Source organism: Kribbella voronezhensis, from assembly GCF_004365175.1.
Classification (GTDB): Bacteria; Actinomycetota; Actinomycetes; order Propionibacteriales; family Kribbellaceae; genus Kribbella; species Kribbella voronezhensis.
The window spans coordinates 1,482,612-1,501,563 of sequence record NZ_SOCE01000002.1 but is presented as its reverse complement, the minus strand read 5'-3'; the positions used below and the strand labels follow the sequence as shown (position 1 = coordinate 1,501,563).

General features: G+C 68.0%; 19 protein-coding genes. 8 read left to right on the top strand and 11 right to left on the bottom strand.

Annotated features, from left to right (window positions below):
- Position 1 precedes the first annotated feature (1 nt).
- Together EV138_RS34150 and EV138_RS34145 are read left to right on the top strand one after the other, a co-directional pair.
- Complete coding sequence (locus tag EV138_RS34150; RefSeq protein WP_133984242.1) at positions 2 to 1,339, top strand: FAD-binding oxidoreductase; 1,338 nt, start codon at positions 2 to 4, stop codon at positions 1,337 to 1,339.
- A 71-nt stretch (positions 1,340 to 1,410) separates the two neighbouring features.
- Positions 1,411 to 2,052 (top strand): MOSC domain-containing protein, encoded by a 642-nt coding sequence (locus EV138_RS34145; RefSeq protein ID WP_133984240.1) that lies wholly within the window; start codon positions 1,411 to 1,413, stop codon positions 2,050 to 2,052.
- A 7-nt stretch (positions 2,053 to 2,059) separates the two neighbouring features.
- On the opposite strand, the gene EV138_RS34140 is transcribed toward EV138_RS34145, so the two are convergent.
- From EV138_RS34140 to EV138_RS34130, 3 genes are all read right to left on the bottom strand, one after another.
- Complete coding sequence (locus EV138_RS34140) at positions 2,060 to 2,539, bottom strand: vitamin K epoxide reductase family protein (RefSeq protein ID WP_133984238.1); 480 nt, start codon at positions 2,537 to 2,539, stop codon at positions 2,060 to 2,062.
- Between the two features lie 2 nt (positions 2,540 to 2,541).
- Positions 2,542 to 3,444 carry a DUF929 family protein gene (locus EV138_RS34135; RefSeq protein WP_166678848.1) on the bottom strand — a complete coding sequence of 301 codons (903 nt, stop codon included), beginning with the start codon at positions 3,442 to 3,444 and terminating at the stop codon, positions 2,542 to 2,544.
- A 177-nt stretch (positions 3,445 to 3,621) separates the two neighbouring features.
- On the bottom strand, positions 3,622 to 4,194 hold the full coding sequence (locus EV138_RS34130; RefSeq protein WP_133984234.1) for a TetR/AcrR family transcriptional regulator: 573 nt from the start codon (positions 4,192 to 4,194) through the stop codon (positions 3,622 to 3,624).
- An 86-nt stretch (positions 4,195 to 4,280) separates the two neighbouring features.
- Between EV138_RS34130 and EV138_RS34125 the strand changes: the two genes are divergently transcribed.
- The gene (locus EV138_RS34125) at positions 4,281 to 5,162 is read left to right on the top strand and encodes an SDR family oxidoreductase (RefSeq protein WP_133984232.1); all 882 of its coding nucleotides are present in this window, start codon (positions 4,281 to 4,283) and stop codon (positions 5,160 to 5,162) included.
- A 71-nt stretch (positions 5,163 to 5,233) separates the two neighbouring features.
- Here EV138_RS34125 and ctaD read toward each other — a convergent pair whose 3' ends face one another.
- Entirely contained in the window at positions 5,234 to 6,994 is a 1,761-nt protein-coding gene (gene ctaD, locus EV138_RS34120) for an aa3-type cytochrome oxidase subunit I (RefSeq protein ID WP_133984230.1), read from the bottom strand.
- Positions 6,995 to 7,299: 305 nt separating this feature from the next.
- On the opposite strand from ctaD, the gene snpA reads away from it, so the two are divergent.
- On the top strand, positions 7,300 to 7,923 hold the full coding sequence (gene snpA / locus EV138_RS34115) for a snapalysin (RefSeq protein WP_133984228.1): 624 nt from the start codon (positions 7,300 to 7,302) through the stop codon (positions 7,921 to 7,923).
- A gap of 47 nt (positions 7,924 to 7,970) precedes the next feature.
- Here snpA and EV138_RS34110 read toward each other — a convergent pair whose 3' ends face one another.
- The gene (locus EV138_RS34110) at positions 7,971 to 8,294 is read right to left on the bottom strand and encodes a hypothetical protein (protein ID WP_133984226.1); all 324 of its coding nucleotides are present in this window, start codon (positions 8,292 to 8,294) and stop codon (positions 7,971 to 7,973) included.
- A 123-nt stretch (positions 8,295 to 8,417) separates the two neighbouring features.
- Between EV138_RS34110 and EV138_RS34105 the strand changes: the two genes are divergently transcribed.
- The gene (locus tag EV138_RS34105) at positions 8,418 to 9,224 is read left to right on the top strand and encodes an alpha/beta fold hydrolase (protein ID WP_133984224.1); all 807 of its coding nucleotides are present in this window, start codon (positions 8,418 to 8,420) and stop codon (positions 9,222 to 9,224) included.
- A gap of 73 nt (positions 9,225 to 9,297) precedes the next feature.
- Here the strand turns inward: EV138_RS34105 and EV138_RS34100 are convergent, their stop codons facing one another.
- Entirely contained in the window at positions 9,298 to 10,167 is an 870-nt protein-coding gene (locus EV138_RS34100) for a Sco1979 family transcriptional regulator (RefSeq protein ID WP_133984222.1), read from the bottom strand.
- Between the two features lie 105 nt (positions 10,168 to 10,272).
- Between EV138_RS34100 and EV138_RS34095 the strand changes: the two genes are divergently transcribed.
- The 3 genes from EV138_RS34095 to EV138_RS34085 all read left to right on the top strand — a co-directional run bounded on the left by EV138_RS34095 (position 10,273) and on the right by EV138_RS34085 (position 12,446).
- A complete protein-coding gene (locus tag EV138_RS34095) occupies positions 10,273 to 11,121 on the top strand; it encodes an endonuclease/exonuclease/phosphatase family protein (protein ID WP_133984220.1) in 849 nt (282 codons plus the stop codon).
- The gene (locus tag EV138_RS34090) at positions 11,118 to 11,927 is read left to right on the top strand and encodes an endonuclease/exonuclease/phosphatase family protein (RefSeq protein ID WP_133984218.1); all 810 of its coding nucleotides are present in this window, start codon (positions 11,118 to 11,120) and stop codon (positions 11,925 to 11,927) included. The genes EV138_RS34095 and EV138_RS34090 overlap by 4 nt, the downstream gene beginning before the upstream one ends.
- 165 nt (positions 11,928 to 12,092) lie before the next feature.
- Positions 12,093 to 12,446: a VOC family protein gene (locus EV138_RS34085; RefSeq protein ID WP_133984216.1), complete on the top strand. Its 354-nt coding sequence runs from the start codon at positions 12,093 to 12,095 to the stop codon at positions 12,444 to 12,446.
- Between the two features lie 79 nt (positions 12,447 to 12,525).
- Here the strand turns inward: EV138_RS34085 and EV138_RS34080 are convergent, their stop codons facing one another.
- From EV138_RS34080 to EV138_RS34060, 5 genes are all read right to left on the bottom strand, one after another.
- A complete protein-coding gene (locus EV138_RS34080) occupies positions 12,526 to 13,224 on the bottom strand; it encodes a class I SAM-dependent methyltransferase (protein ID WP_133984214.1) in 699 nt (232 codons plus the stop codon).
- Positions 13,221 to 14,909 carry an ATP-dependent DNA ligase gene (locus EV138_RS34075; protein ID WP_238158554.1) on the bottom strand — a complete coding sequence of 563 codons (1,689 nt, stop codon included), beginning with the start codon at positions 14,907 to 14,909 and terminating at the stop codon, positions 13,221 to 13,223. Before EV138_RS34075 ends, EV138_RS34080 begins: the two co-directional genes overlap by 4 nt.
- Before the next feature lie 60 nt (positions 14,910 to 14,969).
- Positions 14,970 to 15,938, bottom strand: a complete 969-nt coding sequence (locus EV138_RS34070; RefSeq protein ID WP_133984212.1) for a Dyp-type peroxidase — start codon at positions 15,936 to 15,938, stop codon at positions 14,970 to 14,972.
- Between the two features lie 133 nt (positions 15,939 to 16,071).
- The gene (locus EV138_RS34065) at positions 16,072 to 17,571 is read right to left on the bottom strand and encodes a pyridoxal phosphate-dependent decarboxylase family protein (protein WP_133984210.1); all 1,500 of its coding nucleotides are present in this window, start codon (positions 17,569 to 17,571) and stop codon (positions 16,072 to 16,074) included.
- Positions 17,568 to 18,893, bottom strand: coding sequence for an MFS transporter (locus EV138_RS34060; RefSeq protein ID WP_133984208.1), 1,326 nt, complete (start codon positions 18,891 to 18,893; stop codon positions 17,568 to 17,570). The genes EV138_RS34065 and EV138_RS34060 overlap by 4 nt, the downstream gene beginning before the upstream one ends.
- Positions 18,894 to 18,952 lie beyond the last annotated feature (59 nt).

Genomic DNA, 18,952 nt, shown 5'->3' with positions numbered 1-18,952 from the left:
CATGAGCTCATCGCTTGAAACCCTCCGCCGCGGCTTCGACGGGGACCTCATCGAACCGGGCGCAGCGGAGTACGAAGCAGCTAGTCGTTCGGTGCTCACGGCCGGTAGCCCGGCGGTGGTCCTGCGGCCCGCGAGCGTCGCCGGCGTACAGGCAGGTGTTCGCTACGCGGCCGGGTCCGGGCTCGTGTTGTCGGTCCGGGGCGGCGGTCATGCCTTCGCGGGCTTCGGGACCAACGCCGGCGGCGTGGTGATCGACCTCGGCGGTCTCGCGACCGTGGAGGTCGTCGACAAGGAGCGCCACGTCGTACGGATCGGCGGCGGAGCCACCTGGGGGCACGTGGCGAACGTGCTGAGCGCCCACGGCCTGTCGATCTCCTCGGGTGACACCAAGAGCGTCGGTGTCGGCGGCCTGACCCTGAGTGGCGGCATCGGGTGGAAGGTCAGGAAGTACGGTCTGACCCTGGACAACCTGGTCGCGGCCGAGGTGGTCACTGCCGACGGATCGGTCGTGCGAGCGAGTGAGGAGGAGAACGCGGACCTCTTCTGGGCGCTGCGCGGCGGCGGGGGGAACTTCGGGATCGTCACCGCCTTCGACCTCGTGGCGCACCCGACGACGGACGTCTTCCACGGGAAGATCGCCTTCCCCGCAACTGAGTTGGCCACGGTCCTCCAAGGCTGGGCCGACTATCTGCGCACCGCGACCGAAGACCTCACCTCGACCGTGACGTTTGCCAACCCCTTCACCGGCGGACCCGACGCGCCGGTCGAGATCCTGGTCGTCTTCGACGGCGACGACCCGGACCTCGCGGCCCAGGCGCTCGACCCGATCCGCCGCCTCGGCACGGTGATCGCCGACGACGTCGCGCTCAAGCCGGTCGCGGAAACCCTCGAGGCGGGCATGGCCCCGCCGCCCGGTATCGAGGTCGTCACCCGCAGCGCCTTCGCCGACAAGGATGCCGTCCCGGACGTCCTGCGAATCCTCGCCGAGACCGGCGCGTCCGAGCGGTCCCCGATCATCGCCGTCCGAAGCGTCGGGGGAGCGGTGGCCCGGGTCGCCGCCGACGCGACGGCGTACGCGCATCGCCAGGCAGAGCTGATGTTCGCGACCACGGTGATCGGGCCGCCCCCGGCGATCGCGGCCGCCCGCCCGGGCCTGGACGGGGTCTGGAGCAGACTCGCTCCGCACGCCACCGGCGCCTACGCGAACTTCCTGAGCTCGGCGGACGACGAGGACACCGCGGCGGTCTATCCGACGGCGACCTACGAACGCCTCGTCACCGTCAAGCACCAGTACGACCCGGCCAATCTCTTCAGCCAGAACCACAACGTCCGGCCGTGAGGCCGAGCAGGCGGAGCTGAACAGCAAGAACGATCAAGTCCGATGCCAAGGCGATGGTGCACCCTGGAAGCATGGGGAAAGGTGACCAGGGACGGCTGTACGCCGTGAACGTCGTTCATGAGATTCGTCCGGGCGCCGGCCGGCAGACCGCTATCGACAAGCGGCCGGCGACCGGACGGATCGAGGTGGGAACGCTCGGCCTCTCCGGCGACACGCAGTGCGACCGTCGCTACCACGGAGGGCCGGACAAGGCCCTCTACGCCTACGCGACGGAAGACGCTGCCTGGTGGGCGAAGAGACTGGACAGGGACATCCCTCCTGGCTTGTTCGGTGAGAACCTGACCACCGAGGGCATCGATTGCACGCATGCGTTGCTGGGGGAGCGATGGCGGCTCGGTGCGGACGTCGTCGTCGAGGTACGGATGCCGCGGTCACCGTGTGACAACCTGTCGCTGCGGATGGGGATACCCGCGTTCCACAAAGAGTTCTCCGCGAGCCGGCGGGTCGGCGCCTACCTGGCTGTCCTGACCACCGGAAGCGTGGCTGCCGGAGACCTCGTGACCATCGAACACCGCCCCACCCACGAAGTCACAGTCGCGAACTGGGTGGGACGACGGAACCCGGAGCACGCGCGAAGGCTCCTCGACTCAGGCGAAGACCTGGCGCCCGACGTACGCCGTACTGCGCTGCGCCTCGTGCGGAAGAGGTCCTGATCGGCCGTCAGTCGAGGGGTGGGAGTGCCAGCCGGATGACGACGAGACCGAACAGGATGATGGTCAGAGCGTGGACCACGGTGCACCACAGGCAGATGGCGTTGATCTGGAAGAGCTCGGCCCAGATCAGGTAGCAGACGAAGACCACGCCGACGATGACTGCCGCCAGCCGCGCGCGGCTGGGCCAGGGCGACGCCGTCCGCCAGAACGGCGGCAGTGACAACACGGTCATCGCCGCGAAGAAGCCGAGACCCAGCAGCGCGACCGGTATCCCGGCAAGCTTCGAGTACTGACTGCTGGTGACCTTGGCGCAGTTGACGACGCCGGTGTTCGGGCAGGCGAGCGTCGTACCGGCAGTGAAGTGCTCGTACGTCAGGTACGCCGCTACGGCCAGGCCTGCGATCGACACGACCAACGTGGCCCACGGTAGCCAGCCCAGTGGAGACGCTTGCTGCGAGCGCTGCTGGGTGGGTGCGGCCCCGCTCATGCTCAGCTCTTCCCGAGCTTGCCGGCCGCCGCAGTAACGGCCTCGCTCGTGCAGACCGCGCTGGGCTGGTTGTTGGTCAGCTTGCAGAGCGCGGCCGTGTAGAGGTTGGCAGAGCCGTCGATGGCTTTGGCGATCGGGCTCGACGAGTCCTTCAACGCGTTCGCGATCTCGGTCTGGGTCTTGCCGGCCAGCAGGTCCGGACTGTACGTCGCGCCGGCGGAGACGAACTTCCCACCGAGGTCGATGAACGGGATCGAGCCCGCGCTCTGCACGTACGGCGGCTTGTTGTAGGTGTCGAACGTCTTCTGGTCGGCCGCGGTCGGTGTGTCCAGCGGGGCGTACTGACCGTTCACCTTCTCGTTCGTGGTCGTCTCGACACCGGTGAACGCCAGGTACTGGCTGGTGTAGGTCGCGCCGTGGAAGGACAGCGTGGGCGTGTTCGGGCTCACGTCGTCGCCTGCGGAGTGCGTAGTGCCGAGATTGCTGAAGGTCCCGAACCGGGCGAGCGCGACCGTGACCGGCCAGCGCTCTGCCGCGCAGTACGGGCAGAACTCGGCACCGATGTAGAGCACCTTCGGCTTACCGCCGTCGGTCAACGCCGGCGCGGTGATCTCCGACGGGCCGCCCTGGGCCGAGCCGGTGCCGACTGCGTTGAACGTGTCGGCGGGGATGGAGGTGAGCGCGGTCATGAGCTGGCTGTCGGCCGCGCCGGACGGTCCGGTCGCGGTCTTCTTCTCACCGCCGGCCAGCCGAATGGCGACCAGACCGCCGATGACGGCGACCACGACAACGAGGGCTCCGACGGCCAGCAGCAGTCGCCTGCGGCGTTCGCTCCGCTGCTGCGCAGCCAGCTCCGCCGCGACCCGTTCCCGCGTCCGGGCCTTCTGTTCGACACGCTTGCTCACTGCAAATCTCCCCTGATATTGGAGCGCGGCGACAACATCGGGAAGTCTGCCACGCAAAGCCCAACGCGCCCGCCCGAGCGCGAGCGGGCCGAGTCTAGCCAGACCGTCCGTGCGCCTTGACAGCGACCGCCCGATTACAGTGCGTGAGGAGATCTGATAGGCCTGGCGCCTCGATGGTCAGCCCAGGGCCGCGGTGGCCTTGCGGAGCTCGTTGAGGGCCGCCACGGCGTACGGCGCGAGGGCTTCGTCGGCGTCGGACTCGGACCACTGGGCATAGCCTCGCTTGAAGGCGAGGACGCCCAGTTCGCCGGCCAACTGGGCGGTCGGGTCGGGCACGCCGCGGGCCACGAGCGCCGTGGTCATCGCGGCCGCGAGACCGACGCTCTTCAGAGCGTCCCGTTCCTGGAGTTCGGCGCTGGCCGCGACAGCCGCCTTCAGGCGTGGCCCGAGTTCGCGGTTCATCGCGCCCATCGCGCTCGACGCGCGTTCGAGTCCGGCGGCGACCGCCTCGAGCGGGCTGGCGCCAACGGGTGCATCGGCGATGCCCTCGGTCAACAGCCGGCTGAGGGTGTCCTGCCCGGCGACCAGGAGCTCGCGCTTGTCGGGGAAGTACCGGAAGAAGGTGCTTCGGGTGACTCCGGCCCGCTCCGCGATCTGCGCGACCGTCGTGGCGTCGTACCCCTGCTCGGTAAAGAGTTCGACCGCCGCGACGACGAGCCGCTCACGCGCTCCTGGTTCCCAGCGTGCCATGGCCCGATCCTACGTGATGGGACTAGTGTCCCATCACTCTGCTATGGTGATAGGACACTAGTCCCATCACTTTCAGGAGAGTTCTCATGCGCGTCTTTGTCACCGGCGGCACCGGACTGATCGGCTCCGCCGTCGTCGCCGAACTGCTCGCCAACGGCCATACCGTGCTGACGCTTGCTCGCTCCGAGGCATCCGCACTCGCTGCCGAAAAGGCCGGCGCCGAGGTGCTGCGAGGCAGTCTCGGCGACCTAGACACCCTCCGCGCCGGCGCGGCCCAGGCAGACGGGGTGATCCACTTGGCCTTCGGTCACGACTTCAGTAGCGCTGAGAGCGTCGCGCGGTCCGTCGCCGAGGAGAGTGCCGCCCTCGCGGCCTTGGGCGACGAACTCGTCGGCACCGACCGGCCGTTCGTCACCGTTTCCGGTACGCCGTGGGTGCCGGGCCGCGCCTCCACTGAGGCGGACCCAGTGCCGACCGACGGGCCGGTCGGCGGACGTGGTCGCGCGGTCACGGGTGTTCTGGAGTTGGCGGCCCGCGGCGTCCGCAGTACTGCGGTGCGTCTGCCACGCACGGTCCACAACGAAGGGAAGGGCGGATTCGCCGGTCTGCTGACGGATATCGCGCGCCGAACCGGTGTCTCCGGCTATCCAGGTGACGGGACCCAGCGTTGGCCGGCCGTCCATGCCCTCGACGCGGCTGTGCTCTTCCGGTTGGCGCTGGAGTCTGCGCCGGCCGGGTCTGCCTGGCATGCCGTTGCCGACGAGGGCGATGCCGTGCGTGACATCGCCGCGGTGATCGGCCGGCGGCTAGGGCTTCCGGTCTCGGCAGTGCCCCAGGAGACGTACGGGCCTCTCGGGGTGATCTTCGCGGCGGACCAGCCGTCGTCCAGCACCCGTACCCAGGAAGCACTCGGCTGGAAGCCCGTCCACCCCAGCCTCCTGGAGGATCTGCAGAACATCCAGCCCTGACCTCCGAGGGCATCGCCGCGTCCGGCCGCGGCGCGGGCTGAGAACAGGCCGGCTTCAGTCGGGTCGGGGCGTCAGGAGCCCTGGTCGTTTTCCTCGAGGAGGTCGGCGCGGCCCTGGTCCTCGCCGGCGTCGAGCAGGTTGTCGCGCGGTGCGCCGGAGTCGGCGTACTCCATCTTCGCGATGTCCGGGTGGTGCAGGTCGAAAGCGGGGCTCTCGGACCGGATCCGCGGCAACTGCAGGAAGTTGTGCCGTGGTGGCGGTGAACTGGTCGCCCACTCCAGCGAGCGGCCCCAGCCCCACGGGTCGTCGACACCGACCAGCGGTGTCTTGCGCGACTTGTAGACGTTGTACAGGAACGGCAACGTCGAAAGGCCGAGAATGAAGGCGCCGACACTCGACACGTCGTTCAAGGTGGTGAAGCCGTCGTGCGCGCCGTACGTCGCGATGCGCCGCGGCATCCCCTCGACGCCGAGCCAGTGCTGCACCAGGAACGTCGTGTGGAAGCCGATGAACAGCAGCCAGAAGTGCAGCTTGCCGAGCTTCTCGTCCAGCATCCGGCCGGTCATCTTGGGCCACCAGAAGTAGAAGCCCGCGAACATCGCGAACACCACCGTGCCGAACACGACGTAGTGGAAGTGCGCGACCACGAAGTACGTATCAGAGACCTGATAGTCGAGCGCGGGGGACGCGAGAATGACGCCGGTCAATCCGCCGAACAGGAAGGTGACGAGGAAGCCGATCGACCACAGCATCGGCGTGTCGAAGGAGACCCGGCCGCCCCACATCGTGCCGATCCAGTTGAAGAACTTCACCCCGGTCGGGACCGCGATCAGGAACGTCATGAACGAGAAGAACGGCAGGTTCACCGCGCCGGTGACGAACATGTGGTGCGCCCAGACCGCGATCGACAACGCGCCGATGCCGAGGGTGGCGGCGATCAGGCCGACGTACCCGAAGATCGGCTTGCGGCTGAAGACCGGCAGGATCTCGGTGATGATGCCGAAGAACGGCAGCGCGATGATGTAGACCTCGGGATGGCCGAAGAACCAGAACAGATGCTGCCAGAGCAGGGCTCCGCCGTTGGCCGCGTCGAAGACGTGCGCGCCGAGCCGGCGATCGGCTTCGAGCATGAGCAGCGCGCCGGCCAGGATCGGGAACGCGATCAGCACGAGGATCGACGTCACCAGGATGTTCCAGCAGAAGATGGGGAGCCGGAACATCGTCATGCCCGGCGCCCGCATCGTGATGATCGTGGTGACGAAGTTGACGCCGCCCAGGATCGTGCCCAGGCCGGCCATCCACAGCCCCATCGTCCACAGATCGCCGCCGATGTTCGGCGAACGATCCCCACCCGACAGCGGCGCGTACGCCGTCCAGCCGAAGTCGGCCGCGCCACCCGGGGTGAAGAACCCGGACAGCGTGATCAGACCGCCGAACAGGAACAACCAGTAGCTGAACATGTTGAGCCGCGGGAAGGCGACGTCGGGCGCGCCGATCTGGACCGGCATGATCACGTTCGCGAAGCCGACGAACAGCGGCGTCGCGAACAGCAGCAGCATGATCGTGCCGTGCATGGTGAAGAGCTGGTTGTAGACCTCTTCGTTCACGATCTGCAGCCCCGGCTTGGCCAGCTCGGCGCGGATCAGCAGCGCCATCACGCCGCCGATCAGGAAGAAGGCGAACGAGGTGACCAGGTACAGGTGGCCGATCAGCTTGTGGTCGGTGGTGGTCAGCCACTTGACCACGAGCTCGCCCTTGCGGCGCCGCTGTCGCCTCGGCAGCAGAGATTGCGGGACCTCTTCCGCTGTTCGCGGGCGGGTGGTGATCGCCATCGTCCACTCCTCAAGACACCCTGCCGCGGACCTCGTCGTCCGCGCGCACGGGAGCCACCTCCTTCCGCTATACCCGCTCAGCAGGGCGCCCGTCCAGTCGAAACCACCCGAAGTGTGCGTTCCGCACGTCCCCGGGATCGCGAAGGGGATCCGCTGCGGGCGCCGTACCGCGACAGCCGGCGCTGAAGGATTGCCCGCAGCTTTTCGCCGAAGTGGTGCGGAATATCGGCCGCGCTGCCAGCATCCCGGTAGCGAACAGTGACCGACTGATCGCTCTCCGCCCAGAGTGAGTAGTGAGGTTCCGTATGTCTTCACGCAGAATGCTGTCCATCGCCGTGTTCGCCGCGGTCGCCGTGGCCGTACCGGTCGCCGCCGCCGCGCCGAGCACCGCCGCCCCGGCTCCCGCGCATTCCGTCTCCGGGTACGTCGGCAGCCCGCAGGAAGCGGCCAACAACAAGGCGTTCTACGACGCGGTGATGAAGTCGGCCCAGGCCAAGCGGGCCAAGCTCGGCAACAAGACCGCCGCGGTCACCGTCGTCTACAGCACCAGCCGCGCACCCAGCTTCCGCACCCAGATCGCCCGGTCCGCGCAGATCTGGAACAACGCCACCAACAACGTGACCCTGGCCGAAGGCAGCAACTACGACTTCTACTACCGGGAAGGAAACGACTCGCGCGGCTCCTTCGCCAGCACCGACGGCCATGGCAGCGGCTACATCTTCCTGGACTACCGCCAGAACCAGCAGTACAACTCCACTCGCGTGACCGCACACGAGACCGGCCACGTGCTCGGCCTGCCGGATCACTACTCCGGCCCCTGCAGCGAACTGATGTCGGGCGGCGGACCTGGTACGTCGTGCACCAACCCCTACCCCAACAGCACCGAGGCCTCCCGCGTCGACCAACTGTGGGTCAACGGCCTCAACTGATTGCAGCCGCAGCCGCCCTGAGACATCGTCAGGGCGGCAGTTGCCGGTCAGAAGACGTAGAAGGCCGCGACAGCCATCGGCAGCACTCCGAGGACGAGCCAGGGGGACAGCAGCGAGCGTTGGTGGATCAGGAGTACGCCGGCTGTGGTGGCCAGGCCGACCACCCCCGACATGATCCACAGACCGACGCCAGTGGAATGCTTCGCCTGCTCCATGTGCGGGCTGTACGCCGCGAGCGCCAGCGCCGGAGAGCCGCCGATATGAATCAGGATCACCGCGAACACCCAGCGCTGCACCGTCTCGATGGGCACCTTCCGGCGCCTGGACGGATCACTTCGCAGGAAGCGGCGTGGCGCTGGATTCGTGGGCATGGCGCCGACTATCGCACTACTTCGACCCACGGAGTTCATCGGTTTCGGATTCGAGCGATGAGTTTCGGCTGTGGCAGGAGTCCTACTCCCGACATCAGACCGAATCTGCTGAGGAGAACCTCGATGAACCACACCCTGACCGTCCCCGGTGCCGACCTGTACTACGAACTGCGCGGAAGTGGGCCGCTGGTCGCGCTGGTCGGATCACCGATGGGCGCCAGGTCCTTCGCATCGGTGGCGGACCTGATCGCGTCCGACTACACCGTGCTGACCACGGACCCGCGCGGCATCGACCGCAGTACGGTCAGTGATCCGGACCAGGACTCGACACCGCAACTTCGCGCCGCTGATCTGTCCGCGCTGTTGACGAAGGTCGACGCCGGCCCGGCGATCGTGTTCGGATCGAGCGGTGGCGCCATCACGGCACTCGCGTTCGCGCAGGCGTACCCCGACCAGGCGCGCACGGTCATCGCGCACGAGCCGCCCTTGTGTGAGCTGCTCGAGGATCGCGACGAACTGCACGCCGGGACCGAGAAGCTGATCGCGACCTACCTCGACGGCGACATCCTCGGCGCGTGGGGCCAATTCATGGCGCAGGCGAACATCGACCTGCCGCCGGGCGTCCTGGAGCTGATGTTCGGCCCCGATCGGCCGGCAGCGCAGCTGGCCGACGAGCGCCGCTGGTTCGAACACGAACTGCGGTGGACCACCAGCTGGAAGCCCGACCTGCCCGTACTCCGTGCCGGCCGGCCCCGCATCATCGCGGCCATCGGCGAAGCATCGACCGGCCAGCTCTGCGACCGCACTACCCGAGCCCTGGCGAGTGCTCTGGACATCGAGCCGACCATGTTCCCAGGCGGCCACACCGCCTTCGCCGACAACCCACCCACCTTCGCCCCCCGCCTCCTCGAAGTACTGGCCACCGCCTGACACGTCTGCCGGGTCGGCTCGGAGGCTGGTGGTTGGTCGCACGCTGTCGGCTGACCTGCGTGGAGCAGCCCGGCTATGTGAGTTCGTCGAGGATCGTGGTCAGCTGGCGCTCCGCCTCCTGGGGGCGGGGGCCGGCGACCGCGAGGGTGTCCAGGATGTGGGTGTAGGCGTCGACGTCGTCGCGCTTGTCGAGGTACAGGGCGCTGGTGACGTGCTCCAGATAGACCACGTCGGGCAGATCGGCCTGCGGGAATCGCAGCACGCTGAACGCGCCACCGGTGGCCGAGTGTCCGGTCGTGGCGGTCGGGATGATCTGCAAGGTGACATTCGGCCGGCGGATCGCCTGGAGCAATGAGGTGAGCTGCTCCCGGAGTACTTCGACACCGCCGATTGGCCGCCACAGCATGGATTCCTCGATCACCGCCCACAGCCGCAGCGGTGGGTCCCGGTCGAGCACCGCCTGCCGGGACCGCCGCAGTGCGACGATCCGGTCGACCTCTTCCTCGGACCGCTCACCCGCGGGCGTCAGCCGGGCAACGGCTCTGGTGTACGCCGGGGTCTGCAGCAACCCGGGAACGAACTGGATCTCGTACGTCCGGATCAACTCGGCGGCCGCTTCGAGTCCGAGGTACGCATCGAACCAATCAGGTGTGACGTCCCCGTAGCGATGCCACCAGCCGCGATTGTTCGCATCGCGGGCCAACTGCAGCAGCTTCTCCCGCTCGGCTGGGTCGGCAACCTGGTACAAACCGAGCAGATCGGCGACGTCGCGCTCCTTGAACCCGACCCGGCCAAGCTCCATCCGGCTGATCTTCGACTCCGACGCCCGGATCGCCCACCCGGCATCGGATCGCGTCACCCCTGCCTGCTCGCGCAACCGCCTGAGCTGCGCACCCAACATGATCCGCAACGCCGTCGGCCCCGCCTCACTACGCCCCGCCATGCCCCAAGGCTACCTCATTTTCGAACACCTGTTCCCATAGAGTTCAGATTACTTCCGTGCGACTTCACGCCTCGTTGATTTCCGGGGGAGTGGGTATCGGGTGGCATGAGCAGCATCGAGACCTTGAGGATCGCCACGCTCAACATGTTCGGCCTACGGGAGAACTGGGCTGCCCGGCGGAAGCTGATCGCCGAGGGATTCGCAGAGTTCAGCCCGGATCTGGTGGCGTTGCAAGAGACCGCGACCAACGGCTCGGTGGATCAGGCGCGCGAGGTTCTCGGCGACGGTTACCAGTTCGTGCACCACACTGAACGCGAAGCTGACGGGCAGGGCATCTCCGTGGCGTCCCGCTGGCCTGTCACGGCTGTTCACGAAGTCGAGCTCCCGTCCGGGCCCCGACCTGCCGGCTTCGTCTGCTCAGCGCTGGTGACCGAGATCGAGGCGCCTGATCCGGTCGGCCGGTTGCTCTTCGTCAACCACCTGCCCGACTGGCAGCTCACCCACGAGGCCGAGAGAGAACGGCAGACCGTGGCCGTGGCCCGCGCGATCGAAGACCTCGTAGGCACTGCGCGCAGACATGTGATCGTCGCCGGTGACCTCGACGCGACACCGGATGCCGCCAGCATCCGCTTCTGGACCGGGAAGCAATCTCTGGAGGGCTTCAGTGTCTGCTACCGAGATGCGTGGGCGGCGACCCATGCGAACGAACCCGGCCACACCTTCACCCCGGAGAACACGCTCACCACCACGGCCGAGGTCGGTGACTGGGAACTCGAACTCGGACGGCGAATCGACTACATCTTCATCCGCTGCTCGGAGTACGGGCCCACGCTCGATGTCGCCCGTTGCCGAAGACTGTTCGACCAGCCGCGAGGCGGGACGTGGCCGAGTGACCATTTCGGTGTCGGAGCGGAGCTGGCGGCGGTGACGCCCAGCGGGAGGCCTGTCCCATGAGCACCCTCAGCCTTGCCACGCTCAATGTCTGGGGGACCCGCGGTGACTGGTCCGGTCGGCGCGACGTCCTCACTCGGGAGTTCGCGGAGCTTGCTCCCGACCTGATCACGTTGCAGGAGACCATCGTCACGGCCGACTACGACCAAACGGGGGAGTTCCTCGATCCGGCGTACCACGTGGTCCATCAAGCCGCGCGAGAATCCGACGGTCAGGGCATCACCACAGCGAGTCGCTGGCCGATCGGCTGGATCGAAGAGATCGACCTCCACCTCACCACCCGCGCCACCGACTTCGCCTGCACCGCGCTGATCACCGAAGTTCTCGCGCCGGAACCGATCGGCCGGATCTGGCTGGCGAACCACTTCCCCGACTGGCAACTCGACCACGAACAAGAACGACGCCTGCAAGCCGCTGCCACCGCGCACATCCTCGAGGACCTGGCCACCAAGGAACCGGGACATGTGCTGGTTGCGGGTGACTTCGACGCGGAGGCAGATGCCGACAGCATGCGGTTCTGGACCGGCAAGCACGTCGTCAACGACTTCAGCGTCTGCTACCGCGACGCGTGGGCCAGCGCCCATCCCACCGAACCGGGCCACACCTTCGTCCCCGGCAACCCGCACAGCAACGACTGGGACTGGCCGTACCGCCGCATCGACTACATCCTGATCCGCTGCGCTCCCCACGGCGGCCCCACCCTGGCAGTCACGGCCTGCCACCGCATCCTCGACCATCCCCACAACACCGTCAGCGACCACTACGGCCTCTTGGCCGAACTCGCCCTCCCACCAACTCCCACCCGATAAGCCGCACCCCGCACCGTCCCATCCACCGTCGCGCGCGACTCCGGACGCGCCCGTTCGCACGCCCGATCTCCGCCATGCCGAGCGCGTTCTGTCGGGCGCCCGGTTCGCACGCGCGGTCTCCGCCACGGCGAGCGCGTTCTGTCGGCGTCCTGGCAGGATGTCGGCATGGAACGTGTGCAAGGCATCGGCGGCTACTTCCTGCGATCCGCCGACCCCGCCGCCCTGAGCGCCTGGTACCGCGATTGCCTCGGCCTCGACACCGACGAGAACGGCCTGTGGCAGCAACCGTCCGGCCCGACAGTCTTCGCGACCTTCGAATCCGACACCGAGTACTTCGGATCACGCACCCAGCAGACGATGCTCAACTTCCGCGTCCGTGACCTCGACGCGATGCTCGCCCAACTCCGCGCCAAGGGCGCCGACCTCGCCGACGCCCCCCAAGACCTCGAAGGCGTCGGCCGCTTCGCCTGGGTCACCGACCCCGAAGGCAACCGAATAGAACTCTGGCAACCCGCCTAACCCCGCTCCGGCAATCAAGGGCCTGAAGCTGTTTCGCCAGTGTTCCCAGGGCGTTCGGGGGAGTGTCGGCTGTGGAGAGTCAGTCGCGGAGGTATTCGGCTCGCCAGCGGAGGTTGGTGGGGGCGGTGGGGCTGGGTTGTTTGTCGAGGTCGATCAGGCGGACGTCGCCGGTGGCGAAGGCGTCGATGGCGGCTCGGGTGAGGGGCCAGGGTGGGCCCTCGACCTGGTCGTCCGGGATCTCCTTGCCGTCGAGCTCGTCGCGGGCGGCGGCGATGACGACGAGGGTGCCGCCGACGCGGACCTGGGCGGTCACCTGCTTGGTCGCGGCGGGCTGCAAATCGATGGGCAGCGCCTGCACGGTGTAGATCTCGACGACGAGGTCGAAAGCACCTTGCCATTCAGCCGGCGGATTGAGGAGATCAGCGACCACGTAGTCGACCTTGGTCGCCGGGTGCGCTTCTCGCGCGGCTTCGACGGCGGACGGGGAGATGTCGAAGGCGATCGTGTCGAAGCCGAGATCGGCAATGAGTTCGGCATCCCAGCCGGTCCCCGCACCGACGACCAGTGCCCGCTTGCCTTCCCCCTGCGGATCCGCCGTCTCGGCCCACTCGGTGAGCATCGCGTGCGCACCCCCGCGGTCCCACGGCACAACAGCCCGGCCTTCGCCGGCCGCGGCGTACAGCTTCTCGAACCATCCGGTCGGATCGTTCTCGGCCAGCGATTCCGCAGCCAGTCGCCGCGAGGCGAGATCAGGATCCGGCGTCTGCTCGTCAGTCATACCGGCGATTCTTCCCCCTCGCCGGTTCCTTGCGCCGAACGACCACCCCCGCCCGCCGAACGACCTTCGTCCGCGGAAGGCTGGGCCTCGGTGGCCGGGCGATCATCGGACGGAGGGCTCGCGAGGTCTGGCGGATCGACGTCTTCGGGCTGTTGGCTTTCCGTGGGTTGGTGGATGGCACGGACCGCCTGGACCGTGTCGACCTGGTCGGGCGTCTTGTCCTCGCGGTACCGCACCACCCGGGCGAACCGCAGCGCCATCCCGCCCGGATACCGGGTCGAGGTCTGTACTCCGTCGAACGCGATCTCGACCACCACCTCGGGCCGCAGATAGACCGTGTAGTCGTCCCGACGCACCTCGAGCTGCTGGAACTTCTCCGTCTGCCACCGCAACAACTCGTCGGTCAGTCCCTTGAACGTCTTGCCCAGCATCACGAACTCGCCGGTCTCCTCGTCCCGCGCACCCAGATGGAGATTGGACAACCAGCCGGTACGCCGACCGTGTCCCCATTCCGCCGCGAGCACGACCAGGTCGAGTGTGTGCGTCTGTTTGACCTTCACCCACCCGGACCCTCGCCGGCCCGCTTCGTACGGCACCGACAGCGACTTCACCATCACGCCCTCGTGTCCGCGCTTCACGGCGTCGGTGAAGAACGCCTCGCCGGCGTCCGCGTTGTCGGTGACGAGCCGGGGGATCCGCCGCTCCTCCGGGATGACCTTGCTCAGCCACTCGTGCCGCTCGGTGCTGTCGAGGCCGAGCAGATCGTTGCCGTCCAGGTGCAGGATGTCGAAGAAGTACGGCGTCAGAGGAACCGTCTCCGGGCCGGTCGCGGCGCGCGTCGCAGTACGGGAACCGGTCACCTGGAAGGCTTCCGGGCGGCCGTCGGGGCGGAGCGCGATCAGCTCGCCGTCGAGGACGATCTTGTCGACCTTCAACTCGCGGACGGCCGTGACGACCTCGGGGACGCGGCCGGTGATGTCGTCCAGCGTGCGGGTGTAGACGACGACCTCGTCACCGTCGCGGTGCACCTGGATGCGGATGCCGTCGAGCTTCCACTCGATCGCCGCCGGGGTGCCGGTCTTGCCCATCGCCTCGGCGATGCTGGTCGCGGACTGGGCGAGCATCGGCTGCACACCGCGCCCGACCTCCAGCTTGAACTGGTCGAGCCCGGCTTCCCCCTCGGTCAGTACGGCGACCGCGACCGGCGCGGCGGCACCGCGCAGCATGGTCGCCGCGCGGATCTTCGCCAGCGGGACGCCGGTCGCCTTGCCGACCGCGTCGGCCATCACACCGTCAAGGGCGCCTTGACGCAGCTCCCCGCCGACCAGCAGGCGCAGAAACTTCTGCTCCTCGGCCGTCGCGCGCTCGAACAGCGCGTCGACTGCGGCCCGCCGCTTGGCTTGTGAGCCGGCTCCGGCGATCTCAGCCAGCTCGGCGAACGCCTGGTCGACCTCCTCGACCGTGAGCGAGGCCGACTCGGCGGGCGCCGGCGCGTCCATCAGCGTCCGCCAGCCGACGCCCGTACGCCGTTGGCGCAGCTCGCCGGACAGGTACGTGACGACGATCGCCGTCTCCTCCGGGTCGGTGGCGCTGACCAGCAGGGTCGCGATCAGATCCGCCTTGGCCCGGCGGGACCGGGTCTGGCTCAACGCGGTGGAGGTGGCGACCACATCGGCTAACAACATGGTCCCAGTCTCACCCACGCCACCGACAATTTGCGGCTATTGGCGGTCGGCGTACCGCGGTCAGGGCGCCGGTGGGAGGTCGTCCAGGAAGTCGGCGGTCGGAGTGAAGAAGAGCGTGCCGGTGGTCGCCGTGGAGAAGTCGAGGATGCGGTCGTAGTTGCCCTCCGGCTCGCCCAGGAACATCCGCCGCAGCATCAGTTCGGTGACGCCGGGGTCCTTGGCGTAGCCGATGAAGTACGTGCCGAACTCCTCGGAGCCGATCGAGCCGAACGGCATGTTGTCGCGCAGGATCTGCAGTTCGTTGCCGTCGGTGTCCTCGATGACGTTCAGCGCGATGTGCGCGTTCGACGGCTTCACGTCGTCGGTCAGCTCGATGTCCTCCAGCTTGGTGCGGCCGATGACGTGTTCCTGCTGCTCGACCGTCAACGCCTCCCAGGCCTTCATATCGTGCACGTACTTCTGCACGATCACATAGCTGCCGCCGGCGTACTGCGGATCCTCGGACCCGATAAGCACAGCCTGCTCCGCCTCGACACCGGCCGGGTTCTCGGTGCCGTCGACGAAGCCGAGCAGGTCGCGCATCTCGAAGTACTTGAAGCCGTGCACCTCGTCGATCACCGTCGCGGCGCCGTCGAGTTCCTTCATCACCTGCCGGGCGAGCTCGAAGCACAGGTCGAGCTGGCCGGCCCGGAGGTGGAACAGCAGATCGCCCGGCGTCGAGACAGCCCGGTGCTTGCCGCCGTTCAGCTCCACGAACGGGTGCAGCTTGGCCGGGCGCGGAGCGTCGAACAGCCGGTCCCACGCCTGCGAGCCGATGCTCGTCACGCACGACAGCCCACCGTCCGGCACCCGGAAACCGATGCCACGGGTCAGCCCGGTGATCCGCTCGAGCAGTGCCCGGGTGGTCTCCTCGCCGCCCGGCTCGATCCGGACCACGAGGAAGATCGCCGCCCCGGTCAGCGGCATCAGCACGGACTGCGGCAGCGCGCGCGTCGACGCGGCCGGACCTGCGGTCGGATCGGTCACCATCGGCATACTCCTTCGCACGGCTTCACAAGTCGGCACCCTCGCCGGCACAGACACTCGCGCCAGCATGCAACAGCGGCCGCCGGTCGGGGCAGGTGGGTCGAACCTGACGGGATTCAGGTCGGTCGGGAGGGGATCAGGTGGGTCGCATCAGGCGATCGAGAAAGGCGATCAACAGCGCCTCCCGTAGCCGTGGTGGGGCGACGTTGAGCAGTGCGTTCACGGGCGCCATCCGTTCCGGCAGCGCGCCGGCGTCTCCCAGCCCGGCAAGCGCGAGCAGTCCGTCGAACGCTGCATCGTCCAATGTCGCCGGATCGAGCCCGCCCGCCGCAGCCGCCAACTCCGGAGCAACCTGCACAGGCCCGGCGACCTGCGCTTTCTGTACTGCGGTACGCAGCGCCGCGATGAGTTCGTCGATCCGATCGGCGGTCGCCGCGCTCACGGTCAGATGCAGGGAGGGTGGTTGATCCCGGAAGCTCAGTTGCGGCTGCACGAACCACCCGAGCGCGGCCATCTCGTCGGCAATCGTGAACACATCCGCCCGCTCGTCGCTGCGTAAAGCCACCAGCGTGGTGGCGGGCGGCGCCAGCACGGTCAGCCCGTCAACCTCGTCTGCCATATCGGCGAGCCGCACCGCGCCGTCGTAAGCGATCCGCGCGAGTCGTTGGTAACCGGCATCGCCGATGTGCTGGACGACAGCCCAGGCTGCTGCCAGCGGAGCACCCGACTTCGTGGACTGGGTGGTCGAGTTGAGCATCGTGTACCCGGGCCAGTCGGCGTGAGCGAAGAACTGCGGCCGCCGCAGCTCAGCCGACCGATGCAGCAGGATCGACGCGCCCTTCGGTGTGTACGCGTACTTGTGCAGGTCCACCGAAATGCTCGTCACACCCGGCACCGCGAAGTCGAAGTCGGGCACCCGGATTCCGTCGGCCCGCAGATACGGGAGCACCCAGCCGCCGATGCACGCGTCCACATGGCACCGGATTCCCCGCTCCGCCGCCAGCGCCGCGATCTCCGGCACCGGATCAACCACGCCGTGCGCGTACGACGGAGCGCTGGCCACGACGAGCACGGTGCTGTCGTCGCAGGCAGCCGCGAGCGCTTCGGGTCGCGCTTTGAACGTCACCGGATCCACGTCGACAACAACCGGCCGCACACCGAAGTAGTGCGCCGCCTTGAAGAACGCCGCATGAGCCGTCGCCGGCAACACCATGCTGGGCGATCCGCCGCTGGGCGGTGCGCTCGTGGGCGGCCGGCTGCTCGGCGACCCGGCGCTCACGCTCGGCGACCTGGTGTCGGCTGACGGCGTACCTGCGCCGCTTCGCGCTGCGTCTCGGGCTGTTTGTACGGCGAGCAGGATCGACTCGGTGCCGCCCGACGTCACCGTGCCGACCGCACCCGATCCACCTTGGAGCAGCCGAGCCGCCCACCCCACCAGGTCGTTCTCGAGTGTGCGCAGACTCGGGAACACTGTCGGATCGAGGCCGTTCGTAGCGCCGTACAAAGCCAGTGCCTGTCGACCGATCTCGTCCGCCTCCGCGAGGCCCGAGTCGTAGACATAGGCGAGCGTGCTGCCGCCATGTGTCGGCAGATCGCCTTCCTGCAAGGCCTTCAATCGGGCCAGGACGTCACTCATCGTGCCTCCAGTACTTCGTCCGCCGTCAACCTGTACCGCTGCAAGGTGAAGAAGCTGGCAACCGTCAATGCCACTGGCACCACGGACATCCCGGCGACGATCGCGGTGACGGCCGAGTCGGGCTGAACGGCATCCCGCCCGGTCGACGACACATAGCCTCCCGCGGCCAGCACCAACGCATACAGCCCTGGCCCCAACGCGAGCCCGAGCGTTTCGCCTGCCGTCCAGATGCCGGTGAACACGCCGGCCCGGCGTACGCCGCTCCGCGCCGCGTCCACCGCCGCCACATCCGGCAGCATCGCCAGCGGAAAGACCTGCACGCCGGTGAACCCGATCCCGACCACACCCGTCGCGAGGTACACACACCAGGCCGGCACGTGTTCAGCAGGTAGCAGCGCCAGCGCACCCAGGGCGAGCACGGCCGAAGCCGCTTGGAAGCCGGCCTTCTTGCCGAACCTGTTGCCCACGGCAAGCCAAACTGGGCTGACCACCAACGCCGGACCGACCACGCAGATGAAGGCGATCGACGCGCCGCCGGGATCTCGAAGGACGTAGCGCGCGAGGTAGTCGATCCCCGCCAGCATCGAGCCGATCGCCAGCGCCTGCAGCATCAACGTCAGCAGCAGCCATCGGAAGTTGGCGGCCTGCGCTACCACCCGAAGCTGCTCGCGGAGCGTTCCTGTGGCCTCACCCGGCCGACCGACGGGCGCCCGCCGCGTCCCGTAGTACGCGCCGACTGTGCCGATCGTCAGCAACAATGCGACGACCAGGCCCATCACCCGGTAGCCGTCGCGGCCGCCGATCGCGTCGCGGATCGCCGGCGAACTGCCGCCGCTGATCAGGATCGCGACGGTCAGCACGGCCACCCGCCACGACATCAGGCTGGTGCGCTCGCGATAGTCGTCGGTGATCTCGGCCGGCATCGCAATGTACGGAACCTGGAAGAACGCGTACGCCGTCGCGCAACCCACGAATGCCAGCAGCACCCACGCCGCGTCGACCAGCTGCGAGTCGAGATCCGGTCCGGCGAAGAGCACGGCGAAGCAGGCCGCGAGGGACAAACCTCCGCGGAGCAGGAACGGCCGGCGGGGGCCGAGTGCGGAGCGATACCGGTCGCTGATCCTGCCCGCGACCGGGTTGAGCACCACATCGAGGGCCTTGGGCAACAACACGATCGCGCCGGCCACCGCGGCCGCGATACCGAGAGTGTCGGTGAGATAGGGGAGCAGCAACAGGCCCGGCACCGTCGCGAACGAGCCGGTCGCGACGGACCCCAGGGCATAGCCGATCCGGACGGAACGCGGCAGCGGCTGATCGGACATGGCGGAAGCATGCCAGCAGAACGCCACCCCGTGCAGAACGTTGTCCACAGGCACTTGGC